Origin of the sequence: Azohydromonas lata NBRC 102462, from assembly GCF_001571085.1 — a bacterium.
GTDB lineage: Bacteria > Pseudomonadota > Gammaproteobacteria > Burkholderiales > Burkholderiaceae_C > Azohydromonas > Azohydromonas lata.
Genome location: NZ_BCTC01000025.1, coordinates 1 through 15,209 on the forward strand (window position 1 = coordinate 1; position 15,209 = coordinate 15,209).

15 protein-coding genes are annotated in these 15,209 nt (G+C 67.0%); 9 read left to right on the plus strand and 6 right to left on the minus strand.

Features of this window, described 5'->3' with window-relative positions; translation table 11 throughout:
- The first annotated feature begins 259 nt into the window (after window positions 1-259).
- The 3 genes from ALA01S_RS11245 (at window position 260) to ALA01S_RS11250 (ending at window position 3,747) form a co-directional block, all read left to right on the plus strand.
- On the plus strand, window positions 260-1,594 hold the full coding sequence (locus ALA01S_RS11245; protein WP_066336083.1) for an anthranilate synthase component I family protein: 1,335 nt from the start codon (window positions 260-262) through the stop codon (window positions 1,592-1,594).
- Between the two features lie 55 nt (window positions 1,595-1,649).
- Window positions 1,650-1,826: a hypothetical protein gene (locus tag ALA01S_RS32875; protein ID WP_157118928.1), complete on the plus strand. Its 177-nt coding sequence runs from the start codon at window positions 1,650-1,652 to the stop codon at window positions 1,824-1,826.
- 331 nt (window positions 1,827-2,157) lie between these two features.
- A complete protein-coding gene (locus tag ALA01S_RS11250) occupies window positions 2,158-3,747 on the plus strand; it encodes a BCCT family transporter (RefSeq protein WP_084267447.1) in 1,590 nt (529 codons plus the stop codon).
- A 69-nt stretch (window positions 3,748-3,816) separates the two neighbouring features.
- Here the strand turns inward: ALA01S_RS11250 and pcaD are convergent, their stop codons facing one another.
- The 4 genes from pcaD to ALA01S_RS11270 are packed head-to-tail and all read right to left on the minus strand — an operon-like array spanning window position 3,817 to window position 7,273.
- Entirely contained in the window at window positions 3,817-4,626 is an 810-nt protein-coding gene (gene pcaD, locus ALA01S_RS11255) for a 3-oxoadipate enol-lactonase (RefSeq protein ID WP_066336085.1), read from the minus strand.
- Between the two features lie 14 nt (window positions 4,627-4,640).
- Entirely contained in the window at window positions 4,641-5,846 is a 1,206-nt protein-coding gene (pcaF, locus tag ALA01S_RS11260; protein ID WP_066336086.1) for a 3-oxoadipyl-CoA thiolase, read from the minus strand.
- A gap of 29 nt (window positions 5,847-5,875) precedes the next feature.
- Window positions 5,876-6,556: a 3-oxoacid CoA-transferase subunit B gene (locus tag ALA01S_RS11265; RefSeq protein ID WP_066336089.1), complete on the minus strand. Its 681-nt coding sequence runs from the start codon at window positions 6,554-6,556 to the stop codon at window positions 5,876-5,878.
- Window positions 6,557-6,571: 15 nt separating this feature from the next.
- Complete coding sequence (locus ALA01S_RS11270) at window positions 6,572-7,273, minus strand: 3-oxoacid CoA-transferase subunit A (protein ID WP_066336092.1); 702 nt, start codon at window positions 7,271-7,273, stop codon at window positions 6,572-6,574.
- A gap of 214 nt (window positions 7,274-7,487) precedes the next feature.
- Here ALA01S_RS11270 and ALA01S_RS11275 point away from each other — a divergent pair, with 214 nt between their 5' ends.
- Complete coding sequence (locus tag ALA01S_RS11275) at window positions 7,488-8,336, plus strand: IclR family transcriptional regulator domain-containing protein (protein WP_084267448.1); 849 nt, start codon at window positions 7,488-7,490, stop codon at window positions 8,334-8,336.
- A gap of 120 nt (window positions 8,337-8,456) precedes the next feature.
- On the opposite strand, the gene ALA01S_RS11280 is transcribed toward ALA01S_RS11275, so the two are convergent.
- Window positions 8,457-9,074: an FMN-dependent NADH-azoreductase gene (locus ALA01S_RS11280; protein ID WP_066336095.1), complete on the minus strand. Its 618-nt coding sequence runs from the start codon at window positions 9,072-9,074 to the stop codon at window positions 8,457-8,459.
- 108 nt (window positions 9,075-9,182) lie between these two features.
- Here ALA01S_RS11280 and ALA01S_RS11285 point away from each other — a divergent pair, with 108 nt between their 5' ends.
- Window positions 9,183-9,617 carry a winged helix-turn-helix transcriptional regulator gene (locus tag ALA01S_RS11285; protein ID WP_066336103.1) on the plus strand — a complete coding sequence of 145 codons (435 nt, stop codon included), beginning with the start codon at window positions 9,183-9,185 and terminating at the stop codon, window positions 9,615-9,617.
- 198 nt (window positions 9,618-9,815) lie between these two features.
- Here the strand turns inward: ALA01S_RS11285 and ALA01S_RS11290 are convergent, their stop codons facing one another.
- Window positions 9,816-10,694: a LysR family transcriptional regulator gene (locus tag ALA01S_RS11290; protein WP_066336237.1), complete on the minus strand. Its 879-nt coding sequence runs from the start codon at window positions 10,692-10,694 to the stop codon at window positions 9,816-9,818.
- A gap of 115 nt (window positions 10,695-10,809) precedes the next feature.
- Here ALA01S_RS11290 and ALA01S_RS11295 point away from each other — a divergent pair, with 115 nt between their 5' ends.
- The 4 genes from ALA01S_RS11295 to ALA01S_RS11310 all read left to right on the plus strand — a co-directional run bounded on the left by ALA01S_RS11295 (window position 10,810) and on the right by ALA01S_RS11310 (window position 15,167).
- Window positions 10,810-11,958, plus strand: a complete 1,149-nt coding sequence (locus ALA01S_RS11295; RefSeq protein WP_066336106.1) for a muconate/chloromuconate family cycloisomerase — start codon at window positions 10,810-10,812, stop codon at window positions 11,956-11,958.
- Between the two features lie 63 nt (window positions 11,959-12,021).
- Window positions 12,022-12,312: a muconolactone Delta-isomerase gene (catC, locus tag ALA01S_RS11300; protein ID WP_066336107.1), complete on the plus strand. Its 291-nt coding sequence runs from the start codon at window positions 12,022-12,024 to the stop codon at window positions 12,310-12,312.
- A gap of 34 nt (window positions 12,313-12,346) precedes the next feature.
- Window positions 12,347-13,273, plus strand: a complete 927-nt coding sequence (locus tag ALA01S_RS11305) for a dioxygenase family protein (RefSeq protein ID WP_066336110.1) — start codon at window positions 12,347-12,349, stop codon at window positions 13,271-13,273.
- Window positions 13,274-13,700: 427 nt separating this feature from the next.
- The gene (locus ALA01S_RS11310) at window positions 13,701-15,167 is read left to right on the plus strand and encodes a purine-cytosine permease family protein (RefSeq protein WP_218011452.1); all 1,467 of its coding nucleotides are present in this window, start codon (window positions 13,701-13,703) and stop codon (window positions 15,165-15,167) included.
- The last annotated feature ends 42 nt before the right edge of the window (window positions 15,168-15,209 follow it).

Below are 15,209 nucleotides of genomic sequence, written 5' to 3' on the forward strand. Positions count from 1 at the left end.
GCTGGCCCTGGTGCAGCCAAGCCACTGATTTCAGCAACCGAAACTGTCCATGCATGCTTGTTTTCAAGGTCAGCCATGGGCACTTGTTGCCAACCTGCTGTTTCAGGTGGCCCGTGAAAACCGCCGTGCATCCATTGCTTTTTGGTTGCCTGAAGCATCTAAATGATCATTGAGAAGATGCCGCACACCATGAGCGCAGGTTTTCGCGAAGGGCCCGGCATGGCTGGCCGGCGTTGATCCCTGCCCACACCGCCTCACCATGGTCCACCCCCCTTTCGCCTTGCTCGACGACTGCGGCGCCACGCCAGGGCGTCCTTCAAGCCGGCTGTATGGCGGCTTCGTGCGCGAGCACCGCTGCACCGATCCGGCGAAGCTGGACGAGGTGATGGCCGCCGTGGACAGCGACATGGCTGCGGGCCTGCACGCCGTCGTGCTTGCGGACTACGAGTGGGGCGTCAAGCTGCAGCGTCCTGGTGGACGGGTGGGGGCGGACACGGGTTGCGATGGCGGCTCGGCGCTCAGGCTGCTGATGTTCTCGGACATGGCGCTCTTGTCCAGAGAGCAGGCGGATCAATGGATGGCGAGCGCGGTGGGACAGGCGGGCACAACGGGACAAGCCGGCGTGGCCTTGTGGCGCGAGAGCCTGGACGAGGCGGCGTTCCACGGCGCCGTGGACGCCATTCACCAGGCCATCCGCGAAGGGCAGACCTACCAGGTCAACTTCACCTACAGGCTCTGCGGCCAGGCCGTAGGCACGCCGGCGAGGATTTACAGCCAGCTCCGCTCCCGGCAGCCGGTGCGCTATGGAGCGTTCCTGGCACTGCCTGCGGGCGGTGACGTCGATTTCGTGCTGTCGTGCTCGCCGGAGCTCTTCCTGCGCCATGCGGCGGGCGTGATCACGGCGCAGCCGATGAAGGGCACGGCGCCCCGGTGTCCGAACGCTGAAGACGACAGGGCCATGGCACGGTGGCTGGCCCTGGACGTGAAGAATCGGGCCGAGAACCTGATGATCGTGGACCTGCTGCGCAACGACATGGGCCGCATGGCCGTGCCGGGCTCCGTGCGGGTGCCGGCACTGTTTGACGTCGAGTCCCATGCATCGGTGTTCCAGATGACGTCCACGGTGCAAGCGGCAGTGCGGCCGGACGTTGGATTTGCGGACGTACTGCGGGCCACCTTCCCCTGCGGGTCCATCACCGGGGCGCCCAAGCTCCAGACGATGAAACTTATCGAGGCGCTGGAATCAACGCCGCGCGGCCTCTACACCGGAAGCATTGGCTGGCTGGAGCGGCCCGCCGACGGGCGCCGTTGCGGGGATTTTTGCCTGTCGGTCGCCATCCGCACACTGACCCTGGGTCCTGAGATGCAGGGCATGAGAGAGGCCAGGCTTGGCGTGGGCGCCGGCATCGTGCTCGACAGCGACGCGGGCTCGGAATTGGCCGAGTGCAGATTGAAGGCGCGCTTTGCCACGGCGCCGTCACCCTGGTTCGACGCCTGCCAGGCAGGCGCGGAGCCTTCTCGCGAAGGCGATGGTCCGGCGCAGGTGTCGCCGGCTCGCGCGACGGCGTTTGCGCACGTCACCTCGTCCCTGTAGTTGCGTATGAATTTGGGCCGGATGCATGCGGCCATGGAGCAGTAAGGAGCGTCCCATGACAGAGACCAACGGTGTGTCCGTGGAGTACCAGCGGGCCTTTGCCGAGCTTGAACGCAGAGCGGCCTTGGGCGAGGTCACGCTCGCGCAGCTCAGACGGGAAGTTTTTGAGCTTCGCGAGAAGTTCTCCTGCGGGCTGCCGGTGGTGTTGCACCGGCAGCCGTTGCCGCACTGAAGCTTCCCGCGGCTTCAGCCGTTTCGCTCGGCCCTGCTGACCCGCGCGGGGCGGGCACGCGCGCGCCTGCGTGTTCCGCCTGGGCATGACCGGGCAAAACCCGGTCGTCGTTTTTGAGCAAGTCGATGTCGTGCGAACTGCGCAAAGCTCGATGGGATGCTCATCTAATGCCCCAACGATGTCCTTCCCCGTCACTTGCAAGCGGACGGGATAACTACTTGGCCAGCATTTTGGACGCGAGTTGCCAAATGCAAGCGAAAGGACCGTGCCCCTCTTTTCAAGAATACGAGGATGGCCGGATTCGCGCCAAAGAAGATCTTTAGGAGACAGCATGGACGCAAAAGTATCGGCACGAATCAAGACGCGCCCTCCACACCGCAGTGCGGTGGCATCCAACGAGAATATTCAAATATTAGGTCTGGATGTCCACCGCATCGTATGTCCGGCCGCGGTGCTCATGATCGTGGCTTTGGTAATTTATTCGGTTTCGGATCCAGCCAGCGCCGGGCACTTTCTTAACAAGGCAAAAGACTGGACCATCGTCAATTTTGACTGGTTTTATATCATCGCCGGCAACGCCTTCGTTGCCTTTTGCCTCTTGCTTGTGCTGTCGCCCGCGGGCAATGTGCGGATAGGCCGTGGCGAAACCAGGCCGGAATACGGAATCGTTTCCTATTTCTCGATGCTGTTTGCGGCCGGTATGGGCGTCGGCCTGTTGTTCTGGGGTGTGGCTGAGCCGCTGGCCTATTACACGGGCTGGAGCCATACGCCTCTCAATGTTCCGAAGGAAACGCCGGAGGCCGTGCATGCGGCGATGGGTGCGACGCTGTTTCACTGGGGGCTGCATCCCTGGGCTGTTTACTGCATCGTCGCATTGATCATTGGTTATTTTGCCTACAACCGTGGGCTTCAAAACTCTCTGAGGTCAGGTCTTGAGCCGCTGATCGGCGCGGCCCACAAGGGGTGGATAGGCCATGTGGTGGATATCTTCACGATTCTCCTGACCACGTTTGGCCTGTCTACCTCGCTGGGCCTGGGTGCCATGCAGGCGGCGGCCGGCATGCATCATGTGTTTGGCACGCCCAACTCATTTGCGATGCAGGCGGGTTTCATCGTCTTCGTCTCCGTGCTGTCGGCGCTGGGGGTGGGAGCGGGCATGCATGCCGGCATCAAGCTGCTGAGCAACATCAATATGGCGTTGGCGCTCGGCCTGCTCATTTTCGTGATCATCGGCGCCGGCGTCGTGAGCTTTATCGCCGGCCTGGGCTCGACCACCGTGGATTACGCCGAGTATTTCATTCCCCTGGCAAATTGGGCCGGCCGAAAAGACTCGGAGTGGTTTCGCGGTTGGACGGTTTTCTATTGGGCCTGGTGGGCCAGTTGGGCGCCTTTTGTCGGCATGTTCATCGCCAGTATTTCGCGGGGCCGCACGGTCCGGCAAATCGTGATCTCGGTCATGATTGCGCCCACCCTGGTGGCCTTGCTCTGGATGACTGCATTTGGCGGCGCCGCCATTCATCAGGCTGAAAGTGGCGTGGGCGAGCTCGCGGGCGGTATCAAGGACGTCACGCTGACCCTGTTCTGGTTCCTGGAGGCACTGCCTTTCGCCCAACTGACCTCCTTTTTGGCCGTGATACTGCTGGCCATATTCATGGTGACCTCGGTCAATTCCGGCTGTCTGGTGGTCGACACGCTGGCCTCAGGCGGCAAGGAGACCACCAGCGGATTTCAAAAGGTTGTCTGGGCAGCCGTGGTCGGTGTGGTGACGCTGGTCTTGTTCATCGTGGGTGGCGATGACGCGCTGAAGGCGGCACAAGCGGGTGCCATTGCGCTGGGCTTGCCTTTCATGGCGCTGATGTTCGTGCTCATGCTCGGCCTGTTCAAGGCGCTCATCGGCGAGCATAAGAAGCGCGCTTGGTAAAAGCCCCGGGGTGGCTCGCGTTCAAGGTTTGAATGCGTGTCGGGTCCGCCACTCCCGGGCAGCAGGACGTCAGCCCCGCAGCGATGCCAGCCAATCGTCCAGCGCCTGCATGAACGCCGCGGGCTGTTCCAGCACGCTCAGGTGCGAGGCCTCGCGCAACACCACCAGCCGCGCGCCGGAGATGGCGCGCGCGATGGTGTAGGCCATCTCCGGCGGCGTGCCCTGGTCCAGCTCGCCGCCGATGACCAGCGTGGGCACACCGATGCCTGGCAGCCGCGCGGTGGTGTCCACGTCGCGAATGGCTTCGCAGCAGGCGATGTAGGCGGCGCGGTCGCAGCCCAGCACGCGCTCGCGCCAGTGCGCCACGGCCCGGGGCTGCTCGGCGTGGAAGCCGGCATGGAACCAGCGCTGCAGCGCCCCGTCCACGATGGCTTCCAGCCCGCCCGCGCGCACGCCGGCAATGCGCTGCGCCCACCCGGCGCGCGCTTCGGCCGGATAGCCGGACGTGGTGTTGGCCAGCACCAGCGCCTGCACCTTGTGCGGGTGCCGCAGCGCCAGCTCCTGGCCCACCATGCCGCCCATGGACAGGCCTATCCAGGTGACGGCGCCCAGCTCCAGCTCGTCGATGAGCCGCGCCGCGTCGTCGGCCAGCTCGGCCACGGTGTACGGCCCCCCCGGCGCCGGGCTGCGGCCATGGCCGCGCTGGTCGTAGCGCAGCACGCGGGCGTGTGCGGCCAGGTGCGCGGCCAGCGCGTCCCACATCGTCAGGTCGCAGCCCAGGGCATGGGCCAGCACGAAGGTGCGCCGCGCGGCCCGGCCGTCGCCCGGGCCTTCCAGCACGTAATGCAGGCGCGGGGCGCTGCGGGTGAGGCCGTCCATGAAAGCCCCCCGCCTCACACGCGCTCGACGATCAGCGCGATGCCCTGGCCCACGCCTATGCACATGGTGCACAGCGCGTAGCGGCCGCCCGTGCGCTGCAGTTGGTTGACGGCCGTGGTCACCAGCCGCGCGCCGCTGGCGCCCAACGGGTGGCCCAGCGCGATGGCGCCGCCGTTGGGGTTCACGCGCGGGTCATCGTCGCGCAGGCCGAGCTGGCGCAGCACCGCCAGGCCTTGCGCCGCGAAGGCCTCGTTGAGCTCGATCACGTCCATCTGCGAGAGCTGCAGCCCGGTGAGCTGCAGCACCTTTTGCGTGGCCGGTGCCGGGCCTATGCCCATGATGCGCGGCTCCACCCCGGCCGTGGCCATGCCCACGACGCGCGCGCGCGGCACCAGGCCGTGGCGCGCCGCGGCGGCCTCCGAGGCCAGGATCAGCGCGCAGGCACCGTCATTGACGCCCGACGCGTTGCCGGCCGTGACGCTGCCGTCCGGGCGCACCACGCCCTTGAGCTTGGCCAGCGCCTCCAGGCTGGTCTGGCGCGGATGCTCGTCCTGGCCCACCAGCACGGGGTCGCCCTTCTTCTGCGGCACGGCCACCGGCGTGATCTCGGCGTCGAAGAAGCCCGCTTCCTGCGCCGCCACTGCCTTCATCTGCGACGCCAGCGCCATGCGGTCCTGGTCCTCGCGGCTGATGCCGAACTGCTGCGCCACGTTCTCCGCCGTCTCCGGCATGGAGTCCACCCCGTAGCGCTCCTTCATCAGCTTGTTGACGAAGCGCCAGCCTATGGTGGTGTCGTGGACGGCGTTGTCGCGGCTGAAGGCGGACGTGGCTTTCGGCATCACGAAGGGCGCGCGGCTCATGCTCTCCACGCCGCCGGCGAGCATCAGCTGCGCCTCGCCGGCCTTGATGGCGCGCGCGGCCGTGCCGATGGCGTCCATGCCGGAGCCGCACAGGCGGTTGACGGTGCTGCCGGGCAGCGACAGGGGCAGGCCCGCCAGCAGCAGCGACATGCGCGCCACGTTGCGGTTGTCCTCGCCGGCCTGGTTGGCGCAGCCGTAGATCACGTCGCTGAAGGCTTCCCAGTCCAGGCCGGGGTGCCGCGCGGCCAGGGCCTTGAGGGGCACGGCGCCGAGGTCGTCGGCCCGCACGGAAGACAGGCTGCCGCCGTAGCGGCCGAAGGGTGTGCGCAGTGCATCGCAGATGTAGGCGTGGGTGCTCATGGGGGTGTCTTTCGCAGGGCTTGTGAAGCTCAGGCCTGGCGCAGCGTCACGCCGGGCGTGAGCGCCTGCAGGTCGCGCAGGGTGAGGCCGGGGGCCAGCTCGATGACGGTGGCCTCGCCGCCGGCCAGGTCGATGACGGCCAGGTCCGTGTAGAGGCGGCTCACGCAGCCCAGGCCCGTGAGCGGGTAGCTGCACGCGCTCACCAGCTTGGCCTGCCCGTCGCGGGTCAGGTACTCCATCATCACGAAGGTCTTCTTCGCGCCTATGGCCAGGTCCATGGCGCCGCCCACGGCGGGAATGGCGTCCGGCGCGCCGGTGTGCCAGTTGGCCAGGTCACCCTGCGCCGAGACCTGGAAGGCGCCCAGCACGCAGATGTCCAGGTGGCCGCCGCGCATCATCGCGAAGCTGTCGGCGTGGTGGAAGAAGCAGCCGCCGGGCAGCAGCGTCACGGGCTGCTTGCCGGCGTTGATGAGGTCGAAGTCCTCCTCGCCCGCGGCCGGCGCCGGGCCCATGCCGATGACGCCGTTCTCGGAGTGCAGCACCACTTCCTTGTCGGCCGAGAGGTGGTTGGCAACCGCGGTGGGCAAGCCGATGCCCAGGTTGACGACGGCGCCGTCAGGGATGTCGCGCGCGACGCGCTGCGCCATCTGCTCGCGCGTCCAGCGCGTGGCGGGGGGAGAGACTTTCACGGGGGTGGCTTGTGCGCTCATGGTCGTATTCCTGGCTCAGGCGGCCTGCTTGAAGCCGCCGGCGGCGGTGGCGACGCGGTCGACGAGGACGACGCGTTGGACGAACAGCCCCGGCGTGACGACGGCTTCCGGGTCCAGCCGGCCCAGCTCCACGATCTCGTGCACGGTGGCCACCGTGGTCCTGGCGGCCATGGCCATGATCGGACCGAAGTTGCGCGCCGTCATGCGGTAGGTCAGGTTGCCCCAGCGGTCGCCTTTTTCCGCCTTGATGAGCGCGTAGTCGGCGTGGATGGGCGACTCCAGCACGTAGTGGCGGCCGTTGATCTCGCGCGTTTCCTTGCCCTGCGCCAGCGCCGTGCCGTAGCCCGTGGGCGTGAAGAAGCCGCCTATGCCGGCGCCCGCGGCGCGGATGCGCTCCGCCAGGTTGCCCTGCGGCACCAGCTCCAGCTCGATCTCGCCGGCGCGGTAGAGCGCGTCGAAATGGTGGCTGTCGGCCTGGCGCGGGAAGGAGCAGATGATCTTGCGCACCCGCTTGAGCGAGAGCAGCCGCGCCAGCCCCGTGTCGCCGTTGCCGGCGTTGTTGTTGACGATGACCAGCTCGCGCGCGCCGGTGTCTATCAGCGCGTCTATGAGCTCGTTGGGCTGCCCGGCCGTGCCGAAGCCGCCGATCATGACGGTGGCGCCGTCGCGGATGTCCGCCAGGGCCGCCGCCGCATCAGGCACGATTTTGTCGATCATGGAACTGCTCTCTGGATGGGCCGGCCGCAGCCGGCCAGCGAAGGAACACACGGGTGCCGGCCCCTTGAGTGCCGGCCGGGCTTATGTTCTAATAGCGAACATTGGTTCGTAATAAGAACAACTGAGGTGCGCAGGCTAAGGACGCGGTGCCGGCCTGTCAAGGCCATGGCGGCGCGGCCGTGTGGCTTTACCTCGGCCTTTGGAGCGGAAAACGATGGCGGGCAAGAGAGCGCAACAGGCGGAGCAGGACCCTCAGGCGGAAGATGCGCCAGACGCGGCGCACGCGGACGCGGGCGAGGCGTTGAAACCCGGCGACGGCTACGTGCAGTCCTTCGCGCGCGGGCTGGAGGTGCTGCGCAGCTTCGGCGCGCAGGCGCCGGCGCAGACGCTGTCCGAGGCCGCGCAGCGCGCGGGCCTCACGCGCGCGGGGGCGCGGCGCATCCTGCTGACGCTGCAGACGCTGGGCTACGTGGAGCAGGACGGGCGGCAGTTCCGCCTCACGCCCAAGGTGATGGAGCTGGGCTTTGCCTACCTGAGCGCGCAGCCCTGGTGGCACCTGGCGCAGCCGCTGATGGAGGAGCTCACGCAGCAGCTCAAGCAGTCCACCTCGGCGGCGGTGCTGGACGGGGCCGACATCGTCTACGTGCTGCGCGTGCCCATGGAGAAGATCATGTCCATCAACCTGGGCGTGGGCTCGCGGCTGCCGGCGCACTGCACTTCCATGGGCCGCGTGCTGCTGGCCGGGCTGGCCGAGGAGCAGCGCGAGGCGCGCGTGGGCACCCTGGTGCTGGAGCCGCTGACGCCGCGCACCATCACCGACCCGGAGAAACTGCTGGCCACGCTGTCGCAGGTGCGGCGCCAGGGCTACGCGCTGGTCAACGAGGAGCTGCAGTTGGGCCTGATGTCGCTGGCCGTGCCCATCAAGGACCGCGGCGGCCGCGTGATGGCCGCCATCAACGTCAGCAGCCCGGCGCAGCGGCAGACCGCCGCGCAGATGCAAAAGGCCTGTCTGCCTGCGCTGCAGGCGGTGGCCGAGCGCATCAGCGCCATGCTGCCGCGCTGAGCCGCCCAAGGCGGCGCGGCGCGCGCGGCGCATCCTTCTTTCAAGGCTTCCTCGATGAGGTGCCTTGCTGTCGGCCCGGTCGCGCCGAGTAGCGCGATGGTCTTTTTCCCGGCGATGAGGTCACGCGGCCTTTGCCAGCAAGGCCTTGATGGCCGTTTCGGCATTGGCGATGGCGGCCTTCACCGCATCGGGGCCGAAAACCGTGCCTTCGACGCGCACCACTTCAACATCGGTCAGGCCGATGAAACCGAGCAGGTGCAGCAAATAGTTGGTCTGAAAGTCGAACGGTGCCCAGGCACCTTCCGAGAACACGCCGCCAGCAGCGGTCACGAGATAGACCTTCTTGCCGGTCAGCAGTCCTTTCGGCCCGGCGTCGCCATAGCTGAAAGTGACGCCTGGCCAAGTGACGTGATCGAACCACGCCTTGAGCTGTGAGGGCAGACCGAAATTGATCATGGCCGAACCGAGCACGATCACGTCGGCGACCTTCAACTCATCTACGAACGCTTGGGCGAACTTCACCGCCTCGACCTGTTCCGGCGTGTGATCTTCGGCCGACCTGATCCGGCCTTGGATGTAGGCCGGCGTGATGTGCGGCGGCGGATTTGCCGCGAGGTCGCGCACGGTCAGCGGGCCGCCCAAGCGGGCCTGAATGCCTTCGGCGATTTCGGTGGCAAAGCGGCTGGAAAGGCTGTCAGCCCCGCGCGGACTGGAAGTAACCAGCAGAGTATGGCTCATGATGTTTCTAGGTATAAAATGAGAACTGAGTCAAAAATTGATTCTGACTTACCAATTCATACAGAGGATCGTAAGGTTCCTTCCCTTCCCCTACAAGAAGGCACATGCATGTCACCTGGTCACAGCGAGCTACCTGCCGATATGCCTGCACCTGACGCTGGCGGCTGTCTGGCAACCCGTGAAATCCTGGATCGCATCGGCGACAAGTGGAGCCTCTACATCGTGGCCGTGCTGGCCAATGGCTCGCGGCGCTTCAACGAATTGAAGCGCGGCATCGACGGCATTTCCCAGCGGATGCTGACGCTGACGTTGCGCGGACTGGAACGCGACGGACTGGTCACGCGAACGATGTATCCGACGATTCCTCCGCGCGTCGATTACGAGCTCACTGACATGGGAAGAACGCTGTTGAAGCCTGTCATGGCGCTGGTCAACTGGGCGAACGAAAACCAGGCCGCCATTGCCGAGGCGCATAAGCGTTTTGACGAGGCGCCGGAGCCCGATCAAGTCTTGGTTCAGGGCGTTGTCTACCAGCGTCGATAAGCGAGCCCCAGGCTGTTGGGCCTGTGCCAATGCAGCGGCGTCATTTCACCAAGGGCGCCGCGTTGGCGCCCGATTTCCCACGACACACCGCCGCCGCGCACCGGTTCGCAGTGACTCAACGGTGGCCGACCGCATCAGCAGCCATGCTGCCGCGCCGAGGCCTCCATGGCGGCGCAGCGCGCGGGCGGGTGGCGGGCCTCACCCCCGGCTGCTGACCAGCTCCTTGAAGTGCCCAAGCAGCGCCGAGCGGTCGCCTCTCCTGAAATTCATGATCACCGGCGAGACCACGCCGGCCTCGGCCACGGGCCGGTAGTCAACGTCGTCGCGGTGCAGCCGGCGCACCGACTCCGGCACCAGCGCCACGCCCAGGCCCGCGGCCACCAGGCCAATGGCCGTTTGCAGCTCGTTGGCCTCCATGGCCACGCGCGGGGCCAGGCCGTGACCGCGGAACATCTGCAGCACCTGGTCCGCGTAGCTGGGCCGCGGCCGCGCCGGGTACAGCACCAGCGGCTCCTCGGCCAGCAGTGCAAGGCTCAGCCGCTCGTGGCGCAGCAGCGCGTGGCGCGCGGGCAGGGCGGCCACCACGGCCTCTTCCAGCACCGTCTCGGCCTGGATGTCGGGGTCGCCCAGGGGCAGGCGGCCAAAGCCCACGTCGATGCGCCCGGCCTTGAGCGCGTCGGCCTGCTGCACCGTGGTCAGCTCCGACAGGCTCACCTCCACCTCCGGGTGATCCGCGCGAAAGCGCCGGATGAGCTCCGGCAGCAGCCCGTACAGCGTGGACGGGACGAAGCCGATGCCGAACCACGCGCGCTGCCCCTGCGCGATGCGCCGCGTCGCCTCGCCCACCTCGGCCAGCCGGCCCAGCACCTGCACCGTCTGCTCCAGGAAAAAGCGCCCCGCCGGCGTGAGCTGCATGGGGCGCGCCTTGCGGTCCAGCAACTGCGCGCCCAGCGCCTCTTCCAGTTGCTGTATCTGGCGGCTCAGCGGCGGTTGGGCGATGTGCAGCCGCTCGGCGGCGCGGCTGAAGTTCATCTCGGTGGCCACGGCCTCGAAGTAGCGCAGGTGTCTCAGCTCGATCATGGGGTTTGTACCGGGGAACGATACCTTTGGGGTATCGCGAAGGATGCCAACGATATTGGACGCCGAGCTCCCTGGCGCCGAACATGTGGACATCCCCCACGCAATACCCGGCATGAAACCCGCAACCATTGTTTCCATGGAGGCCGTCCTGGTGGACCTGCCCACCATACGGGCCCACCAGCTGGCCATGACGACCATGCACCGGCAGACGCTCGTCATCGTCAAGCTGCGCTGCAGCGACGGCATCACCGGCATCGGCGAGGCCACCAGCATCGGCGGCCTGGCCTATGGCGACCAGAGCCCGGAGAGCACCAAGCTGGCCATCGATGCCTACCTGGCGCCGCTGCTCATCGGCCAGGACGCGGGCAACGTCAACGCCGCCATGGCGCTGGCGGGCAAGCAGGTGCAGGGCCAGTCCTATGCCAAGTCGGCGATAGAGACGGCGCTGTTCGACGCCCTGGGCCAGCGCCTGGACCAGCCCGTGCACGCGCTGCTGGGCGGCGCGGTGCGCACCTCGCTGCCGGTGCTGTGGACGCTGGCCAGCGGCGACAGCGGCCGCGACATCGAGGAGGCGCTGTCGCTCATCGAGCAGCGCCGCCACCGCGTCTTCAAGCTCAAGATCGGCCGCGGCGACCCGGACGCCAACGTCGCCCACGTTGCGCGCATTAAGCAGGCCCTGGGCGCCGACGTGCTCATCACCGTGGACGTGAACCAGGCCTGGGACGAGGCCACCGCCACGCGCGCCATCGCCGCGCTGGAGGACGCCGGCGTGGGCCTGGTCGAGCAGCCCGTGCCGCGCCGCCACCGCCAGGCGCTGCGCCGGCTGGCCCAGCGCTTTGACGTGCCCATCATGGCCGACGAGTCCCTCAACGGCCCCGAGGACGCGCTGGAGCTGGCCGCGGAAGGCGCGGCCGACGTCTTCGCCTTGAAGATTTCCAAGGCCGGCGGGCTGCTGGCCACGCTGCGCACCGCGGCGGTGGGCGAGGCCGCGGGCGTGGGCCTGTACGGCGGCACCATGCTCGAAGGCAGCGTGGGCAGCATCGCCGCGGCGCACGCCTTTGCCGCCTGCCCGCAACTGCGCTGGGGCACGGAGCTGTTCGGCCCGCTGCTGCTCAAGGACGACGTGGTGCTGCAGCGTCCCGTCTACCGCGACTTCGAGCTGCAAGTGCCGCAGGGCCCGGGACTGGGCCTGCGGCTGGACGAGGACAAGCTGGCCCATTACCGCCGCGACCGCGAGCGCGTGCAGGTGGCCGTGGCCTGAACGCGCCGGCAAGACCCAAGCACGACCCAAGCACGACTCGAACATTACCCAGGAGTGACCACGATGCTGTTTCATGTCCAGATGACCGTGCGCCTGCCGCACGACATGCCCGCCGCGCAGGCCGATGAGCTCAAGGCCCGCGAGAAGGCCATGGCGCAGGAGCTGCAGCGCGCTGGCAAATGGCGCCACCTGTGGCGCATCGCCGGGCGCTACGCCAACGTGAGCGTGTTCGACGTGAGCGGCCCCGACGAGCTGCACGACACGCTCTCGCGCCTGCCGCTGTTCCCCTACATGGACATCGAGGTCCAGGCGCTGTGCCGCCACGCCTCGTCCATCCATGCCGACGACCGCTGACCGCGCAACGATTGAACACCGAGGAGACAACGCCATGAGCGCCAACGAATTCACCGTGCAGCAACTGCTGGAACGCGTCAACACCACGCGCCGCGCCGAGGGCCAGGGCAACGAGCGCGTGCGCCAGATCACGGCACGCATCGTGGCCGACCTGTTCCGCACCATCGACGAGCTGGACGTGAACGCCGACGAGTTCTGGGCCGCCACCGACTGGCTCAGCCGCTTGGGCGCCAGCGGGCAGATGGGCCTGATCACGGCCGGCCTGGGCTTCGACCGGCTGCTGGACATCCGCGCCGACGAGGCCGACCGCCGCGCCGGCCGCGCCGAGGGCACGCCGCGCGCCATCGAGGGGCCGCTGTACATCGCCGGCGCGCCGTTGAGCCGCTACGAGACGCGGCTGGACGAGGGCGAGCCGCGCGGCGAGGTGCTGGTGATGGAGGGCCGCGTGCTGGACGAGCAGGGCCAGCCCGTGGCCGGCGCCCTGGTGGACGTGTGGCACGCCAACGAGCAAGGCCGCTACTCGCACTTTGACCCCGAGCAGCCGCCCTACGCGCTGCGCCGCCGCATCGAGACCGACGCGCAGGGCCGCTACCGCTTTCGCAGCTTCCTGCCGCCGGGCTACGCCATTCCGCCGGGCAGCCCCACCGCCGAGCTGTTCGACGCCCTGGACCGCCATGGCAACCGGCCGGCGCACATCCACTTCCTGATCGCCGCGCCGGGGCAGCGGCTGCTGACCACGCAGGTCAACCTGCCCGGCGACACCTTCATCGACGACGACTTCGCCTTCGCCACGCGCGACGGCCTGGTCCTGACGCTGGAGCCCGGCACGCCGCCGCAAGGCTACGAGTCGCTGGGCGTGAACGCGCCGTTCACCCGCGTGCGCTTCGATTTCAAGTTGCAGCGCGCGCTGGACGAGGACGAGAGCAAGCCCCTGGCACGCATGGCGCGCGTGAAGGCTTAAGGGCGAGCGGCCCAGGCCGCGGCGGCCCGTCCGCGCCGTGCGGCCCTTGAAGCCACAAGCCCAGCATTCAGGCACCCACAGCCCACGGCGGTTCCGCAGGAGCCGCCGTGGGCTTTTCCGCTTTGCGCATGCCGGATGAAAAGTCTAGGCAGTAGCCCGGAGGGGGAAAACGCCAGCGCCGCCTGTCGCAGACGGGAAGCGCCATGGCGCAGCGGCAAAGCGTCCAGGGCGCCGCCACCACACCATGGCGTCACCCTTGACCCCCACCGGAGACGACCCATGGACATATTCAAGACCATTCGCCCGGCCCCGACGGCAAGCCATTAATTAGAAAAATATCAATAAACGCATGCAGCCGTCAGGCCGCACGGATATTCGAATTCCTGCGGCTGAATGAGTGGCATATATCTATTCGGAGACAAACCCAATGAGCAGTCAGAGCAGCGGCGCGGACGATCTCGAAGAGATGCTGCAGCCCATTCCCGAGAGCCGGCGGACCAAAAGCGTCTGGGGCCAGTTCTGGATATGGTCGGGCGCCAACGTGGCGCCCATCAACTGGATACTGGGCGCATTGGGCATCAATCTGGGCCTGTCGCTGGCCGACACGGTGACGGTGCTGGTGCTGGGCAACCTGGTCGGCATGATTGGTTTCGGCGCCTTTGTCCTGCTGGGGCAGAAAACCGGCGTGACCGGCATGGTGCTGTCCCGCGCCGCGTTTGGCCGCAAGGGCGCTTATTTGCCCGCCGCCATACAGGCCACGCTGGCCGTGGGCTGGACGGCGGTGAATACCTGGATCATTCTCGACCTGGTGATGGCGCTGTTCGGGAAAATCGGCTGGGTGGACCCGGCCGCCGAGAATTTCTGGTGGCGTTTGTCCACCGCGGCCACCATCATGACCATCCAGGTCGTCATTTGTTATCTCGGCTACCGTGCCATTGCGGCCTTCGAGAAATGGACGGTGCCGCCCACGGTGCTGGTGCTCGTGCTCATGAGCCTCGTGGCCTGGACGCAGTTCGACATCGACTGGTCCTACGCCGGCCCCGCCGACAAGGTGCTCACCGGCATGCCGCGCCTGGCCGCCATGAGCGGCGTGATGACGGCCATAGGCATAGGCTGGGGCATAGGCTGGTTCACCTACGCGCCGGACTACTCGCGCTTCGTCTCGAATGCCGTGCCCAAAACCCGCCTCTACATTGCCAGCACGCTGGGCCAATTCATTCCGGTCGTGTGGCTGGGCATATTGGGCGCGAGTTTGGCCACCAAGAACGGCAGCGCCGACCCCGGCGCGCTGATCGTCGACAATTTCGGCGTGCTGGCGATTCCGGTGCTGGCACTGGTGGTGCACGGCCCCATTGCCACCAATATCATCAATCTCTACACCTTCGGCGTGGCCGCGCAGGCCATGGACATCAAGGTATCGCGGCAAAAGCTCTCCATACTGGTCGGCATTTTTGCGATGGTCGCGGTCATGTTCTTCATGAAGCAGGAAAACTTCGCCCATGCGCTGGATGCCTGGCTGGTGTCCATCGTCGCCTGGGTGGCCACCTGGGGCGGCATCATGGCCGTGCACTGCTTTATTTTTGAGCGCAACACCCGGAATTTCGATTTCCTGTTTGAAGGGGCGGAATCCAGGCACATGGACCGCTTCAATCCCGCGGCGCTGGTGGCCTTTGCAGGCGGGCTGGTCTGCACCTATATGTTCATGTACGGGATCATTCCGCTGTTCCAGGGGCCGGTTGCAAAGGCCATGGGCGGGGTGGACCTGTCCTGGCTGGCCGGCGGCGGCAGCGCCGCGAGCCTGTATTACCTGCTGGGCCGCAAATATGCCCGCCGCTACCGGCAGCGGCCGTCGTCCCTGAATATCCAGGCGGGCGTTTCCCGTAAATCAGCCTGATGGCCGGATGGCTGGAATATCGGTCGATCCATATTTGAAATC

Excerpts from the sequence above, each read along its gene's own strand:
- ALA01S_RS11275 (WP_084267448.1), top strand. The coding sequence starts at position 7,488 with ATGGCGGGCAAGAGAGCGCAACAGGCGGAGCAGGACCCTCAGGCGGAA.
- pcaF (WP_066336086.1), bottom strand. The coding sequence starts at position 5,846 with ATGAGCACCCACGCCTACATCTGCGATGCACTGCGCACACCCTTCGGC.
- ALA01S_RS11305 (WP_066336110.1), top strand. The coding sequence starts at position 12,347 with ATGAGCGCCAACGAATTCACCGTGCAGCAACTGCTGGAACGCGTCAAC.
- ALA01S_RS11285 (WP_066336103.1), top strand. The coding sequence starts at position 9,183 with ATGTCACCTGGTCACAGCGAGCTACCTGCCGATATGCCTGCACCTGAC.
- ALA01S_RS11270 (WP_066336092.1), bottom strand. The coding sequence starts at position 7,273 with ATGATCGACAAAATCGTGCCTGATGCGGCGGCGGCCCTGGCGGACATC.
- ALA01S_RS11280 (WP_066336095.1), bottom strand. The coding sequence starts at position 9,074 with ATGAGCCATACTCTGCTGGTTACTTCCAGTCCGCGCGGGGCTGACAGC.
- ALA01S_RS11295 (WP_066336106.1), top strand. The coding sequence starts at position 10,810 with ATGAAACCCGCAACCATTGTTTCCATGGAGGCCGTCCTGGTGGACCTG.
- catC (WP_066336107.1), top strand. The coding sequence starts at position 12,022 with ATGCTGTTTCATGTCCAGATGACCGTGCGCCTGCCGCACGACATGCCC.
- ALA01S_RS11265 (WP_066336089.1), bottom strand. The coding sequence starts at position 6,556 with ATGAGCGCACAAGCCACCCCCGTGAAAGTCTCTCCCCCCGCCACGCGC.
- ALA01S_RS11310 (WP_218011452.1), top strand. The coding sequence starts at position 13,701 with ATGAGCAGTCAGAGCAGCGGCGCGGACGATCTCGAAGAGATGCTGCAG.
- ALA01S_RS11250 (WP_084267447.1), top strand. The coding sequence starts at position 2,158 with ATGGACGCAAAAGTATCGGCACGAATCAAGACGCGCCCTCCACACCGC.
- ALA01S_RS11245 (WP_066336083.1), top strand. The coding sequence starts at position 260 with ATGGTCCACCCCCCTTTCGCCTTGCTCGACGACTGCGGCGCCACGCCA.
- pcaD (WP_066336085.1), bottom strand. The coding sequence starts at position 4,626 with ATGGACGGCCTCACCCGCAGCGCCCCGCGCCTGCATTACGTGCTGGAA.
- ALA01S_RS32875 (WP_157118928.1), top strand. The coding sequence starts at position 1,650 with ATGACAGAGACCAACGGTGTGTCCGTGGAGTACCAGCGGGCCTTTGCC.